This is a genomic window from Pseudomonas auratipiscis (assembly GCF_036324085.1).
Classification (GTDB): Bacteria; Pseudomonadota; Gammaproteobacteria; order Pseudomonadales; family Pseudomonadaceae; genus Aquipseudomonas; species Aquipseudomonas auratipiscis.
On sequence record NZ_JAZDCU010000004.1, the window covers coordinates 1 to 12,237 of the forward strand.

Annotated in this window: 15 protein-coding genes; 5 read left to right on the top strand and 10 right to left on the bottom strand. The window is 57.6% G+C overall.

What is annotated here, in order from left to right:
- Positions 1-116: 116 nt before the first annotated feature.
- Together V0R60_RS06615 and V0R60_RS06620 are read left to right on the top strand one after the other, a co-directional pair.
- Positions 117-923, top strand: a complete 807-nt coding sequence (locus tag V0R60_RS06615) for an aminoglycoside phosphotransferase family protein (protein WP_136474933.1) — start codon at positions 117-119, stop codon at positions 921-923.
- A gap of 49 nt (positions 924-972) precedes the next feature.
- Entirely contained in the window at positions 973-1,863 is an 891-nt protein-coding gene (locus V0R60_RS06620) for a formate/nitrite transporter family protein (protein ID WP_136474932.1), read from the top strand.
- An 8-nt stretch (positions 1,864-1,871) separates the two neighbouring features.
- Here the strand turns inward: V0R60_RS06620 and V0R60_RS06625 are convergent, their stop codons facing one another.
- Entirely contained in the window at positions 1,872-2,972 is a 1,101-nt protein-coding gene (locus tag V0R60_RS06625; RefSeq protein ID WP_136474931.1) for an MBL fold metallo-hydrolase, read from the bottom strand.
- Positions 2,973-3,098: 126 nt separating this feature from the next.
- Here V0R60_RS06625 and V0R60_RS06630 point away from each other — a divergent pair, with 126 nt between their 5' ends.
- A complete protein-coding gene (locus V0R60_RS06630) occupies positions 3,099-4,166 on the top strand; it encodes a diguanylate cyclase (RefSeq protein WP_330080137.1) in 1,068 nt (355 codons plus the stop codon).
- Between the two features lie 23 nt (positions 4,167-4,189).
- Here V0R60_RS06630 and V0R60_RS06635 read toward each other — a convergent pair whose 3' ends face one another.
- Both V0R60_RS06635 and V0R60_RS06640 read right to left on the bottom strand, forming a co-directional pair.
- Complete coding sequence (locus tag V0R60_RS06635) at positions 4,190-4,513, bottom strand: DUF2025 family protein (RefSeq protein WP_136474929.1); 324 nt, start codon at positions 4,511-4,513, stop codon at positions 4,190-4,192.
- Between the two features lie 142 nt (positions 4,514-4,655).
- Complete coding sequence (locus V0R60_RS06640; RefSeq protein WP_136474928.1) at positions 4,656-5,573, bottom strand: LysR family transcriptional regulator; 918 nt, start codon at positions 5,571-5,573, stop codon at positions 4,656-4,658.
- Between the two features lie 117 nt (positions 5,574-5,690).
- Here V0R60_RS06640 and V0R60_RS06645 point away from each other — a divergent pair, with 117 nt between their 5' ends.
- Positions 5,691-6,449 carry an SDR family NAD(P)-dependent oxidoreductase gene (locus tag V0R60_RS06645; RefSeq protein ID WP_136474927.1) on the top strand — a complete coding sequence of 253 codons (759 nt, stop codon included), beginning with the start codon at positions 5,691-5,693 and terminating at the stop codon, positions 6,447-6,449.
- Here the strand turns inward: V0R60_RS06645 and V0R60_RS06650 are convergent.
- Positions 6,446-7,234: a LysR family transcriptional regulator gene (locus tag V0R60_RS06650; protein ID WP_136474926.1), complete on the bottom strand. Its 789-nt coding sequence runs from the start codon at positions 7,232-7,234 to the stop codon at positions 6,446-6,448. The two genes, V0R60_RS06645 and V0R60_RS06650, sit on opposite strands and share 4 nt — an antisense overlap.
- Before the next feature lie 100 nt (positions 7,235-7,334).
- On the opposite strand from V0R60_RS06650, the gene V0R60_RS06655 reads away from it, so the two are divergent.
- Entirely contained in the window at positions 7,335-8,060 is a 726-nt protein-coding gene (locus V0R60_RS06655) for an SDR family oxidoreductase (RefSeq protein ID WP_136474925.1), read from the top strand.
- On the opposite strand, the gene V0R60_RS06660 is transcribed toward V0R60_RS06655, so the two are convergent.
- The 6 genes from V0R60_RS06660 to V0R60_RS06685 form a co-directional block, all read right to left on the bottom strand.
- Positions 8,061-8,930, bottom strand: coding sequence for an efflux RND transporter periplasmic adaptor subunit (locus V0R60_RS06660; RefSeq protein WP_136474924.1), 870 nt, complete (start codon positions 8,928-8,930; stop codon positions 8,061-8,063).
- Positions 8,931-8,941: 11 nt separating this feature from the next.
- Positions 8,942-9,148: a DUF1656 domain-containing protein gene (locus V0R60_RS06665; RefSeq protein WP_136474923.1), complete on the bottom strand. Its 207-nt coding sequence runs from the start codon at positions 9,146-9,148 to the stop codon at positions 8,942-8,944.
- Positions 9,135-11,123 carry an FUSC family protein gene (locus V0R60_RS06670; RefSeq protein ID WP_330080138.1) on the bottom strand — a complete coding sequence of 663 codons (1,989 nt, stop codon included), beginning with the start codon at positions 11,121-11,123 and terminating at the stop codon, positions 9,135-9,137. The genes V0R60_RS06665 and V0R60_RS06670 overlap by 14 nt, the downstream gene beginning before the upstream one ends.
- Before the next feature lie 179 nt (positions 11,124-11,302).
- Complete coding sequence (gene ccoM, locus V0R60_RS06675) at positions 11,303-11,419, bottom strand: cytochrome c oxidase subunit CcoM (RefSeq protein ID WP_305956107.1); 117 nt, start codon at positions 11,417-11,419, stop codon at positions 11,303-11,305.
- A 132-nt stretch (positions 11,420-11,551) separates the two neighbouring features.
- The gene (locus tag V0R60_RS06680) at positions 11,552-11,713 is read right to left on the bottom strand and encodes a hypothetical protein (RefSeq protein WP_168198438.1); all 162 of its coding nucleotides are present in this window, start codon (positions 11,711-11,713) and stop codon (positions 11,552-11,554) included.
- A 77-nt stretch (positions 11,714-11,790) separates the two neighbouring features.
- Entirely contained in the window at positions 11,791-12,120 is a 330-nt protein-coding gene (locus tag V0R60_RS06685; RefSeq protein WP_136474921.1) for an aspartate-semialdehyde dehydrogenase, read from the bottom strand.
- Positions 12,121-12,237 lie beyond the last annotated feature (117 nt).

The following is a 12,237-nucleotide window of genomic DNA, read 5'->3' on the forward strand; positions in this document are numbered from 1 at the left end:
GTTCCGACTACGCCAGAAGTGGGGCGAATTATAGAGAGATCCGCAGGGGCGTCAAGGACTTATTACAACTTTGTTTCCGAAAGCTATATATAGGTACATCAATACAGGAAACCCGAATGTTCGAACCCTACCTGCAGCGCTGGCACCTGATCGTCGATGGTGCCCCGTTACTCACCCACAGCAGCCACCTATTGCCAGTGCGCTATCGCAATCAGCCTGCAATACTCAAAGTTGCCTGTGTGGCCGAAGAAGTACGCGGTGCCTTCCTCATGAAGTGGTGGAACGGCCAAGGATCGGCGAAGGTCTTGGCCCATGCCAACAACGCATTGTTGCTGACCCGAGCACAAGGCCCGAACTCCTTGGTCGCTTACGCAGAAAATGGGCAGGACGAGCGAGCCACGAGGCTTCTGTGCCAGACGATCGAGCGCTTGCATGCTCATCAGGGAAAGCCCGACTTCCCCCTTGTTGACCTGCACACCTGGTTTCAAGGATTGAGGGACGCGGCGCAGCTCCATGGCCACTTATATGTACGCAGTGCGCAGATCGCCGACGGCCTGCTGGCAAGCCCGCAAGAGGAGCGTGTCCTGCACGGTGATATCCATCACGGCAATGTCCTCGACTTCGGCCCTGACGGCTGGTTGGCCATCGATCCCAAATGCCTTTACGGCGAACGGACCTTCGACTACGCCAACCTGTTCTGTAATCCCTCCCCCGGTGTAGCGAGCCAAGTGCAGCATTTCAACAGTCGACTGCAGATTGTCTGCAAGTTCGCCAAGCTGCCACGCCAACGCCTGCTGCAGTGGGTAGTGGCCTGGTGCGGTTTGTCAGCTGCCTGGTTCCAGGAGGACAACATGCAGACGCAAGTCGAGCAACGCCTGGAGTTGGCGCAACTTGCACTCAATCTATTGGAGGCAGGCAACTAAACAGCATCGGCGACGCTCTGTAGAAGATGCCCCCATGCGAGACACTGCCATGAGCGAATCCGAGAGCAGCAAGACACCAGGCCTGTCGGCGGATGAAGAACAGGAAGTCAGTCAGCACCAGCCACCTCGTGCAGCTGTTTTGCACGAGATCATCCGCTACCAGGGTGATCAGGAGCTTGAGCGCACCCTTGCAGCCTTATGGTGGTCGGCACTGGCTGCAGGGCTAAGCATGGGGCTATCGATGATGGCCATGGGGCTTTTCTACGCGCGACTTCCGGAGGGCGATAGCAGCCAGGTCATTGCCAGCCTGGGTTATAGCGCAGGTTTTCTCGCGGTGATTCTGGCCCGCCAACAACTGTTCACCGAAAACACTATCACCGCCGTGCTTCCCGTGATGACCGAACCGACTCTGCGCAAACTCGGTCAACTCTTGCGCCTATGGTCGGTGGTGCTGCTCGGCAATCTCGCCGGCACCATTCTGGTGGCTTACATCATGCTGCACTTGCCTATCTTCGACAGTAAGACCGATGAAGCCTTTCTTGAGATAGGTCGCAAGGTGATGGAGAACGATCTACGTCAGATGTTCGCCAAAGGCATCATCTCCGGCTGGATGATCGCCACCATGGTCTGGATGATCCCCTCCATGGAGCACGCCAAAATCTGGATCATCCTGGTGATTACCTACCTCATGGCGCTGGGCGACTTCACCCATATCGTCGTCGGTTCAGTGGAGGTGTCCTACCTGGCTTGGGCCGGCGAGGTCAGTTGGCAGGACTTCTGGCTGGATTTCGCCGCGCCGACATTAATAGGCAACATTATTGGCGGCAGCTTCATCTTCGCCCTGATAAGCCATGCTCAGGTGCGCAGCGACAGCGGCAAGCCACCCTCGCAACTACCAGCACTGGACAAGGAAATAGCGCGTAATCACCCATCGAAATAACGCGCGCCCTACAAGTCCTTCATGGCCATGACCCGCTCGCCAGCCTTGAGTGGTTGGCGCAACGGTTTGGGCAACCACCAGGCCGGGCCGCTGTGAGGCTGGTCAAGACTGATCCGCTCCCCCATCTGCGGGGTACTGAGCGGCACTTGCGCCGCATTGGCCAAAGCCAGGATGCGGTCGAACGGTTCATGCCAGCTATGAACCGAAAGATCGAAGGTTCCGTTGTGCACCGGCAACAGCCAGCGCCCGCGCAAATCCTGGTGAGCCTGCAGGCTTTGCTCAGGCTGCATGTGTACGTTGGGCCATTCAAGGTTGTAGGCACCGGTTTCTATCAGCGTCACATCGAACGGACCGTACTGGTCGCCGATTTGTTTGAAGCCTTCAAAGTATCCAGTGTCGCCGCTGAAAAACAGGCGCAGGTTTTCTTCCACAATGACCCAGGAAGCCCATAACGTGCTGTTGCTGTCGAACAGCCCTCGTCCAGAAAAATGCTGGGCTGGGGTCGCGACAAACCGAATGCCCTCAATCTGTGTTTCCTGCCACCAGTCCAGTTGCTTGACCTTGGCTGCGGGTACCCCCCACTCAATCAACAGGTCGCCCACCCCCATCGGTGCAAGAAAATGCTCGGTCTTGTCCGCCAGTTGCCGTATGGCCTGCTCATCAAGATGGTCATAGTGGTCATGCGAAAGAATCACCGCGGTCAGCGGAGGTAGCTCAGCAAGCTTGAGTGGCGGCTGGTGAAAGCGCTGCGGACCCGCCCACTGCACCGGTGAGGCGCGTTCAGCGAACACCGGGTCGGTAATGAAGAAGTGATCACGCAGTTTCAGCAATACAGTGGAATGCCCCAGGCGCCACAGACTTCGGTCCGGGGCCTCGAGCAGTTGCTGACGACTCAACGGCTGAACCGGGATCTCAACGTTTGGCCGGGTTTCGGGCGGTTTGCCAAGAAACAGGAACTTGAAGCCTATGCGCAGTTTTTTCAGCACGCTGTCCTGAGGAAGTTGGCGCAGGTTGTGATACCGCCCATCCTCATGCGGCGCCGGGTCACCGGCCTTTGCGATCAAAGGGATCATGAGCAGAAGCACTCCGAGGATAAGGGCTGGTTTCATATTACCCCAGGGTGGCTGGATCAACTGTGAATTGGCTTGTAAGGCCATTTTTCAGTTGCCGCAGATTGTTCAACAATATTCACCTGTTTTATGCGATAAACGGCGTCCCGGAATAGACCAGCAACCATGATGGACAACAGAAGCGGCAAGGGACTTTCATTTGTAAGAAGGATATACCTGCCGCGTATTATTGGCCTGGGCATCGGCATGCTCAGTGTCATGGCCGGCATTTCGACCCTGGACCTGCCCGTTTGGGCCTGGGGCTTGTTGCTATTCAACGGCCTGGTCTGGCCACACCTCGCTTTTCGGATTGCCCGACGCGCTGCGGTGCCCTATCACGCCGAGTACCGCAATCTACTGCTCGACTCATTGATGGGCGGGTTCTGGACGGCCGCCGTGCAGTTCAATCCGCTTCTCAGTGTGACCATTCTGGCGATGATGACGATGAACAACTTCGCCGCCGGCGGCCAGCGCTTGTTCCTCAAGGGCCTGGTTGCTCAATGCCTCGGCGCGGGGCTGGCCATTGCTCTGTTTGGTCCTGGCTTGCAATTGCAGACGTCTTCCCTACAAATCTACGCGTGCCTGCCCATGCTTACTCTCTATCCGATGGCGGTAGGATGGGTCTGCTACAGCCTGGCCATGAAGCTCTCGGAACATAAACGTCGGCTCAGTGCACTGAGTCGCACCGACAGTCTGACGGGCCTGCTCAATCATGGATCGTGGAAGGATCTGCTGCAGCTCAAGTTTCAGGTATGTCAGCAACAGCACTGCCAAGCGGTGATTGCGCTGATCGATATCGACCACTTCAAGTCCATAAACGACACTTACGGGCACGTTGTCGGCGACTGTGTGTTAAGCCAACTCAGCAACGAACTCAAACGTAACTTACGTGAAGATGACTTGGCGGGCCGTTATGGCGGCGATGAGTTCTGCCTGATACTCCCCAACACCAATATGGAACAAGCCAGCCTGGCCATGGAGCGCCTGCGCGAGCGCGTCGGCAGTTACCGTAATCCGCAGCTACCTGAACTGCGGATCAGTCTGAGCATCGGCCTGGCGACCTGCCACCAGGGGCTGGCAGACGCCGAAGCCTGGCTCAATGAGGCCGACAGAGCCCTGTATACAGCCAAGAGAAGCGGCCGCAACCAGGTTACTATTTCCCAACAGGATGTCACCACACTGAAGCTTGCCTAGGCTGACCGCCCATCCCTTTTGGCTCAGGCTTTCAGGCGTCGCTGCGCAGCAATCTCCGGTAGGTCCTGACGTCGCAGGTAAACCCGCAAGGGCTCGCTGACATTGAGTCTTTCGTCAACATTCTGCGCCAGGAGAATCTCGATGAGTGCACGACTCAACGTCATGACTTCACCCTCGCCTTGCTTCCAGACAAATTCGTTACTGGGGATGATGCTGTCATCAGCTACGTCCATACCGAACGAGTCTTCACTGAAACGCACGATGTGCTTGCCGAGCTTACGGTGAAATCCGACAAAACCCTTGAGCTGGTCGGCGGCGGCACAGATGTCCTGTGATGTGATGTGCATGTCAAACCTCACTGAAGCATCCTCGGGATGCAGGGCGAATGGGATTGGCACGCTGGGCAATGTTGGTCGCTTTCTAACGGAACGACTCGGTGCCCAAGGTTAATGGAAAACCCTGGCAGATGGGTATGGTTTTTCTTTCTGTTCAGTGTTCGCCGTTGGCCGGGTCCAGTCGAGGCTCGAGCAATGCTGACAACCAATCCATGAATGCGCGCAGTCTCGGTGGCACATGCTGCTGCCTGGCATACAGCAACGACACCGGCATTGGCGGCGGAACAAAATCCTCCAGTAACGCCAGCAATTGCCCACTTTGCAGATACTCCCGCAGCCCTGCCCCGGGCGCCTGAATCAGACCAAGACCGGCAAGACAGGCACTTTCATAGGCCTCGGTACTGTTGACGGTAACGGATCCGGCCATGGGTTGTACCTGCAAGGCCCCACCTTGCAGATATTCAAAACCCGGGCCTCGGCTACCCAGGTTCTTCACATAATGAATCAGTTGGTGATGATGCAGGTCTGCCAGGGTTTTCGGCATTCCATAGCGCTGCAGATAGCGCGGACTGGCGCAGTTGATCTGCGCCAGAGAGCCCAAAGGCCGGGCGCTCAAGTCCAAGTCACTCAAGGTGCCAATCCGCACCACGCAATCAAATCCTTCGCGCAACAGGTCGACCTGCCGATCTGTGCAACTGATCTCCAGCTCAATACCAGGATGACAATCAAGAAACTGCCCAAGGTTGGGCAGGATGATTCGCCGTGCCATCAAAGTTGGCAAATCAATCCGCAAACGTCCTGTCAGCGCAGCCTTCTCGCTGTGGAACAGCCCTTCGATCTCATCCATGCGCGATAGCAGGTCTTTGCTACGCTCGTACAGATGCAGGCCATCCTGGGTTGCCTGGACCCGCCGCGTGGTGCGGTTGAGCAGCCGCGTTCCCAGCAAGGTTTCCAAGGCTCGGACCTGTTCGGAAACCGTTGATCGCGGTAACCCCAGGCTCTCTCCAGCCAAGGTGAAACTGGACAGCTCACTAACGCGGACAAACGTGCGCAACAACTCCAGCTTGTTCATGATTTCGGGCTCGATTGTTCGCCAGTGCCGATCAGTATTTCCGATTTCAGCGGATTTATCAGCAGTCAGGCGACCAATAGACTTTCCATGACTTCCCGTCTTTTCGAGGTACAGCGCATGAATCGGAAAATCGCTTTGATCACCGGCGCCAGCCGCGGCCTGGGCAAAAATACTGCCGTGCATCTGGCCGCTCAAGGTATCGACATTATTGGCACCTATAACAGCAAGACAGAGGATGCCCAAGCGCTGGTACGAACCTTGGAACAACAGGGTGTGCGTGCAGCCATGCTGCAACTGGATGTCAGCGACAGTGCACGTTTTCCAGATTTCGCCGTACAAGTGCAGCAGACGCTCACTTCAGTTTTTGGCCGCGAGCAATTGGATTTCTTAGTAAATAATGCCGGCATCGGCATCAATGCGCGATTCGATGAGACCAGCGAGGCGCAGTTCGACCAGCTGTGCAATATTCAGCTCAAAGGCCCATTTTTCCTCACCCAACGTTTGCTGCCGCTGATTGCCGACCAAGGCCGAATCGTCAATATTTCTACCGGTCTGACTCGTTTCGCACTGCCCGGATACGCAGCCTACGCTGCGATGAAAGGCGCCATGGAAGTCTTGACCCGTTACCAGGCCAAAGAACTGGGAGCACGAGGTATACGCGTCAATATCCTTGCCCCTGGTGCTATCGAGACTGACTTTGGTGGCGGTGTGGTACGCGACAATGCCGACGTTAACGACTTCATTGCCAGTAACACGGCGCTGGGTCGGGTTGGCTTGCCTGATGATATCGGTGCGGCGGTGGCCTTGTTGCTCGGCGATGGTGGCGGTTGGATCAGTGGGCAGCGCCTGGAGGTGTCCGGGGGCATGTTCCTTTAATCGATCTGCACGCCACCAAGGGCTTGGTGCAGTTGTTTGAGAACCGGCAACTGCAAGGCCTGTACGGCAAAACACAGTCCGATCCGGCGCGTCAGGGTCGACTCCTGCCAGGGGCGCCAGTGCAGACCGCGATGGCAATCGACCAGCGACTGCGGCAACAGCGCCGCGCCCAATCCCGCAGCGACCATGGGTACCGCCTGCTGCAAGGAGCCCGCATGCCCGACTTGCTCCAGATTGCCATAGAACCCAAGCAGGCGTTGATGGGCAAAGTGCTCCGGGCAGGAGATCCACTGCTCGACCTGAGTGCTGCCCGTTGCCATGGCCAACACGTAGGGCTCTTCCCAAAGGGCCAGAAACAACTCGTCTTCACAGCACAGCGCTTCAACACCAAGACGGGCATCTCCAGCGCAGCCGTCGAGCAAGGTCAGTTGCACTGCCGGTACAGCCTGACAGGCCATCCGGACAAACGCCTCGACATGACTGGAGGCGATGTCCGCCTCCACACCCAGTTGCAACGGCAGTCGCCTCTGCCCTTCGCGAAACCACCGACTCAGGGCCTGGGCTTCGGCCACCAATCGTTGCGCTTGCGGGTACAACTGCCGGGCCTGCTCACTCACCTCGACACCACGTGCCTGACGCAAGAACAGCGCGACCCCCAATTGTTCCTCGAGCTGGCGGATGGTCACCGACAAGGTCGGCTGGGCGACGCACAAACGTTGTGCCGCCGCGGTGATATTGCGCTCCTCAAATACGGCAAGAAACGCTTTTAGATGGCGAATATCCATAGGTAATTCCGATGCCAGCCAGAGAAACAAGCTGTTTTTCAGCATCCATGCAAGCTAATACACTTGAGTCATATAAATTGATTATGCCTAAGAGGTCGTCATGAGCAAACCACTGATCGTTATCACCGGCGCCAGTTCGGGCATTGGCGAAGCTGTTGCGCGCCTGTTCTCTCAAGCGGGCCACCCCCTCTTGTTACTGGCCCGACGACTGGAGCGACTGCAGGCACTGGCATTGCCCAATTGTTTGAGTCGAGCGGTGGATGTCAGTGACCGCGACGCTTTTCTTGCTGCGGTGAAAGAGGCCGAGGCACTGTACGGCCCAGCCGATGCACTGATCAACAATGCCGGCGTGATGTTGCTGGGCCAAATGCACGAACAGGACCCGAGCCAGTGGGACCAGATGCTCGAGGTTAACGTCAAGGGCCTGCTCAATGGTATTCATGCCCTGATAAGTGGCATGATCGAACGCCGCCACGGAACAATCATCAATGTCAGCTCGGTTGCTGGGCGCAAGACTTTTCCCAACCACGTGGCTTACGTGGGCACCAAGTTCGCGGTGCATGGAATTTCCGAAAATTTGCGCGAAGAAGTCGCCGCCCACAACGTGCGAGTGGTAACCATCGCACCGGGTGCGGTAGAAACAGAGTTGCTGGGCCACACCACTGACGCGGGTATAAAGGACGGCTACCAGGCCTGGAAAGCGGAAATGGGCGGCCAGGTGCTGAGTGCCGAAGATGTGGCAGAGGCGATTGCCTATGCCTACCAGCAACCTCAGCATGTGTGTATTCGCGAAATCGTTCTCGCCGCTACTCGCCAGCAGCCTTGATCAACGCTGCAACTGATCTTCGCGAACCTGCACGCTTGCCGTCATCCCTGCACTGAGCGTCACACCCTCGGGAATATGGTCCAGCTTGATTCGCACTGGAATGCGCTGGGCCAGGCGCACCCAATTGAATGTCGGTTCTACTTCGGCCAGCAATTGGCTGTCAGGGTTGGCATTGCGGTCGGTGATACCACGGCTGATGCTTTCGACATGGCCCTGCATCGGCTCACCGGCACTCATGAGCCAGACCTTGACGGGGTCTGCGACACGAATACGTGGCAACTTGGTTTCTTCGAAATAAGCCTGAACATAAAAAGTCGAATCATCGATCAAGGCCATCACCGGCTGCCCGGCATTGACATAGTTGCCTTCGGCCAAGCGCAAGTTGGTGATGTGGCCATCGCGCGGTGCCTTGAGCTGACTGCGGGCCAGGTTGATGGCCGCTGCCTTGACATCAGCCTGGGCCTGGCGCAGTTCACCACGGGCCACTGCAGCATTGATCTGGGCATTTTCGCGGAGCTCGGCGCTGATTGCCTGCGGCCCCAGCGCTGCGCGGCGGGAAGCTTCATGTTCACGCAGGCGCAACTGCTGCTGGCGGGTTTCGGCCACTGCGTTGGCTTTATCCAGAGCGGCCTCGAAGCGGTCACGGTCGATCGACATGAGTAAATCACCTGCCTTGACCTGCTGGTTGTCATGCACCTTGAGTTCGCGCACCCAACCTGAAACATCCGGGGCAATAATCACTACGTCGGCGCGGATCTTGGCATCGCGGGTCCAGGGGGTAAGCATGTAGTACTGCCAAAGCTTCCAGCCGGCCAAAATAGCCACGGCTACCAGGCACAAGGTTACTGCTATACGTACCAATGCACGCATGACGACTCTCCTTACAAAGGCCCCAGCCCGAGGGTTATCAGGGTCAGTACACACACGAACAACGCACAATCGAACAGCGCTTCGTGCCATACCCAGCGCCCCAGAGGGGTTAAACGCAACAACAAACGCACGACTCCGGTCAGCACCAGTGCCAGCACTACATAGATCAAAAACGGACTGAGCAGAACACCGCCCAGTGCCCACTCACGCAAGCCCATGAATTTCCTCCTGCCGACGACACCATTTACTCCAGCTGCGTTGCAACTGCAGCACTGCACCGACTGCCAGGCGCAAGGGATCGCTGGCGGGCTGGGTTCGCAAGGCTTCAATAAACGCAGCGCTCGCCGCATCCAGGCGTTTGCCTCGGCCCGGTGCCGGGCCGCGAGCCAGTACGTTCTCCAGTTGTTGCATGTACTCGCGCTCAGCGGTTACCAAAGGCAGCTGTGCCACCGCTAGACAATGGCGCAGATGCAACAGTTCGTCGCCGATATCCAGGCCATGCACCCCATCATCCCAGCGAGCGCGCTCATACTCGGGCAAGGCCGAGTAATGCCGCGCCAGTTGCAACAAACGATCGGCCATGCGGCCACCGAACCAGGTATCGGCGCCGCGCAGTTCGCGGCGGGTCAAGCGCACCAGATCATTTTGAGTTGCAGCACGCAAACGACGGCCGTGCCAGGCCGGATTGCGCAACACCAGCAACTTGAACGCCAGCACCGCTGCGCCGACGCCGATCAGCATGGCCTGGGCGCTGTTAAGGAAGGTTGCCACTTCAAAACTCATGGCGTTGAGCGGTGCCACCAATACAATGAAATGCAGGCAGTAAGAGGTCGCCGTGGCACCGATACGTGGATTGGCCATGCCCAATGCACCAAAGAACAGGGGCACTCCCATGGCCATGCAAAGCATGGCAAAACCGCTCCACTGTGGCAGAAGAATCTGCCCGACAACAAACGCCACCGGTATCGCCAACACAATCCCGCGCATAAAGCTCATGCCGATCTGCGCACCGTTTTCACGGCTGGCGAACAGGCTGCACACCACACAGGTCAGCACCATCCCTCCGGGAGCGGCCGTCCAACCGGTAGCCAGCCAGAAACTGGCCATGGCTAAAAATGCCAGGGCACTGCGTGACCCGAACAGAAGCGCCAGGGGCAAGTCACGATGCGAGGCGAGACTATCGGGTAGGTCCGGCGGCGCTTTACCCTCCTCCACGGCCCGTAACGCGAGTGTTGCGGCCATGGCGTTATCCAACAGCAAGGTCAGCCGCGCCAGGCAATAATGTTCTGCCGGGCTGATGCGTTCATCGTGCGCGGCATCCCAGATTCGTTGACGCAACAGCAGCAAGCCAGCCTGGTCCGGGGTGGCCAGGGCATCGTGCACTTGATCAAGCCAGGGCTGCAAAGACTGCGCCTGTGGCTCGTCCAGTTGCTGCCACTGACGGCGCACCGAACGGGCGATGCGCAAAAGAATAAGCAGTTTCTGACTCAGACCGCGGATAGCCCTGGCCCGCTGGCGGCCAAGCGGCCCTTCGAACCAGGCATGCTCGCGCTGGGCATCGACCGCGACGATGCGCCCAAGAATGTCCAGCAAGCCTTTGCGCGCCTGAGCTTCACCGGTCAAGGTTGCACTCGCCGCTTGTAGTCCGCTACTCCAGGCCTGTCGCGCCTGTCCGCCTAGCTGCTGCTCGACCCGCATAGGCCAGAGCAAGGCGCTGGTCACCGTGGCGCAGACAATCCCCAGACAGATTTCGGTACATCGGGCCACCGCTTGATCGAATACCGCCAACGGATGATTGATCGCCGGCAAGGCGATAATAGCGACGGTGTATCCCGCCAGCACAAATGAGTAAGCCCAGGCACTGCGCAACATGGTCGAGCAGGCGGTACACAAGGCCAGCCAGAGTGCCAAGGCGAAAAGAAACAACCAGGGTGTCTGGGCAAACAGGCCAATGAACAGCACCGACATCACAGTGCCAACCAAGGTACCGATCAGACGCGCCAGCCCTTTCTGCAAGACCATGCCCGACAATGGCTGGGCGACGATGAAAGCAGTCATCAGCGCCCAGGCAGGTTGTTCCAGGCCCCAGCGCAAGGCAAGCCAGAGGGCCAGGCCACCCCCTAGGAGCGTCTTGATGGCAAATTGCACGGCGGGCTTATTCGGCGCAAACAGCGCCTGCAAAGTGATGGGCACGGGGCGAACCTTGGCTGACTGTTTTGTAAAGATAGACAGGATGGGATAAGTAGCTCAGACACAGATTATTAGCTAGCTAACTAATAAAAGTCCAGTGTCAGCTGAAAGGTTTCTTGCGGACAAAAAAATGGGCGACCGAAGTCGCCCTAAATGCCTTGCGTGCTCATTTTCCAGAAGAATCAGCGCTGCTTGCGCTTGTTCGAATCCTTCCAGATGAAAATTCCGAATCCGACGAAGAACATCAGCATGAGGCCGACGGTAATTACTCCAGCGATAACCACATTATCGAAGAACATCTCGGCCTCCATTTGCCTGCCCCGTTGATGTGCCTAAGGTAGCCAATGGATCGCGAAAGGAAATTGACCGAGGTCAATGGCGCCCAGAGACGGGCGCGCGAGGCGGGCGCAGGCTTGACCTGCATCAAGTTTTCAACGTTTCTTGGGTTTGCCCTTGGGCTTTTTCTTGGCCTTGGCCAACGGCATGGCCTGCTCGAATGCCTGGCGCACTTCGTTCAGGCGCTTGTCATTGAGGTCGTGAACACGTCGGGCGCGCTCGGCGCCAAGGTCTATCAGATTGTCATCTTGGCTCATGGTCAGACTCAGGAAGCGGACTGCGATCCAGCAATAATGAAGGCTGTTGTCTGATCTGACCAGTCGCAGGCTGAACGTCAGACTTCAATATCCACCAACAGCCCCTGGCGTGAGGGCGTATCCATCAGCGGTGCGACGGGAACAGTATTGTCGGCATTGGTTTCTTCACCCGGCAGCGCCAGGTAATGATCTTCGTCCTGGGTTGATTGACGTCGTCCTTGATGGCGACGCTGTTCTTCACGCAACAACAACGCCGATTTTTCCGGGTCGCGGTGCTTCAGATCGATCGCCCCCTCGCTGGAAGCAGGTTGTGTAGGCACGACTGGCTTGATATCAGGCGTCGGCTTGACCGGGTCCAGTTGCGAGGTAACGGGGGCAGCGCTAAGCGGAATAATGGGCGGCAGCATGGGCAAGGTCTCCTGTCGCCAATGTGTCGGCTGGCCTGCAGCGGCCTTGAGCCGGGATTATTGTATTTAGGCGTCACATCACAGATGCCACTGACAAAGTATAGCGACGGCAGTTTT

Excerpts from the sequence above, each read along its gene's own strand:
- V0R60_RS06615 (WP_136474933.1), top strand. The coding sequence starts at position 117 with ATGTTCGAACCCTACCTGCAGCGCTGGCACCTGATCGTCGATGGTGCC.
- V0R60_RS06620 (WP_136474932.1), top strand. The coding sequence starts at position 973 with ATGAGCGAATCCGAGAGCAGCAAGACACCAGGCCTGTCGGCGGATGAA.
- V0R60_RS06625 (WP_136474931.1), bottom strand. The coding sequence starts at position 2,972 with ATGAAACCAGCCCTTATCCTCGGAGTGCTTCTGCTCATGATCCCTTTG.
- V0R60_RS06630 (WP_330080137.1), top strand. The coding sequence starts at position 3,099 with ATGATGGACAACAGAAGCGGCAAGGGACTTTCATTTGTAAGAAGGATA.
- V0R60_RS06635 (WP_136474929.1), bottom strand. The coding sequence starts at position 4,513 with ATGCACATCACATCACAGGACATCTGTGCCGCCGCCGACCAGCTCAAG.
- V0R60_RS06640 (WP_136474928.1), bottom strand. The coding sequence starts at position 5,573 with ATGAACAAGCTGGAGTTGTTGCGCACGTTTGTCCGCGTTAGTGAGCTG.
- V0R60_RS06645 (WP_136474927.1), top strand. The coding sequence starts at position 5,691 with ATGAATCGGAAAATCGCTTTGATCACCGGCGCCAGCCGCGGCCTGGGC.
- V0R60_RS06650 (WP_136474926.1), bottom strand. The coding sequence starts at position 7,234 with ATGGATATTCGCCATCTAAAAGCGTTTCTTGCCGTATTTGAGGAGCGC.
- V0R60_RS06655 (WP_136474925.1), top strand. The coding sequence starts at position 7,335 with ATGAGCAAACCACTGATCGTTATCACCGGCGCCAGTTCGGGCATTGGC.
- V0R60_RS06660 (WP_136474924.1), bottom strand. The coding sequence starts at position 8,930 with ATGCGTGCATTGGTACGTATAGCAGTAACCTTGTGCCTGGTAGCCGTG.
- V0R60_RS06665 (WP_136474923.1), bottom strand. The coding sequence starts at position 9,148 with ATGGGCTTGCGTGAGTGGGCACTGGGCGGTGTTCTGCTCAGTCCGTTT.
- ccoM (WP_305956107.1), bottom strand. The coding sequence starts at position 11,419 with ATGTTCTTCGATAATGTGGTTATCGCTGGAGTAATTACCGTCGGCCTC.
- V0R60_RS06680 (WP_168198438.1), bottom strand. The coding sequence starts at position 11,713 with ATGAGCCAAGATGACAATCTGATAGACCTTGGCGCCGAGCGCGCCCGA.
- V0R60_RS06685 (WP_136474921.1), bottom strand. The coding sequence starts at position 12,120 with ATGCTGCCGCCCATTATTCCGCTTAGCGCTGCCCCCGTTACCTCGCAA.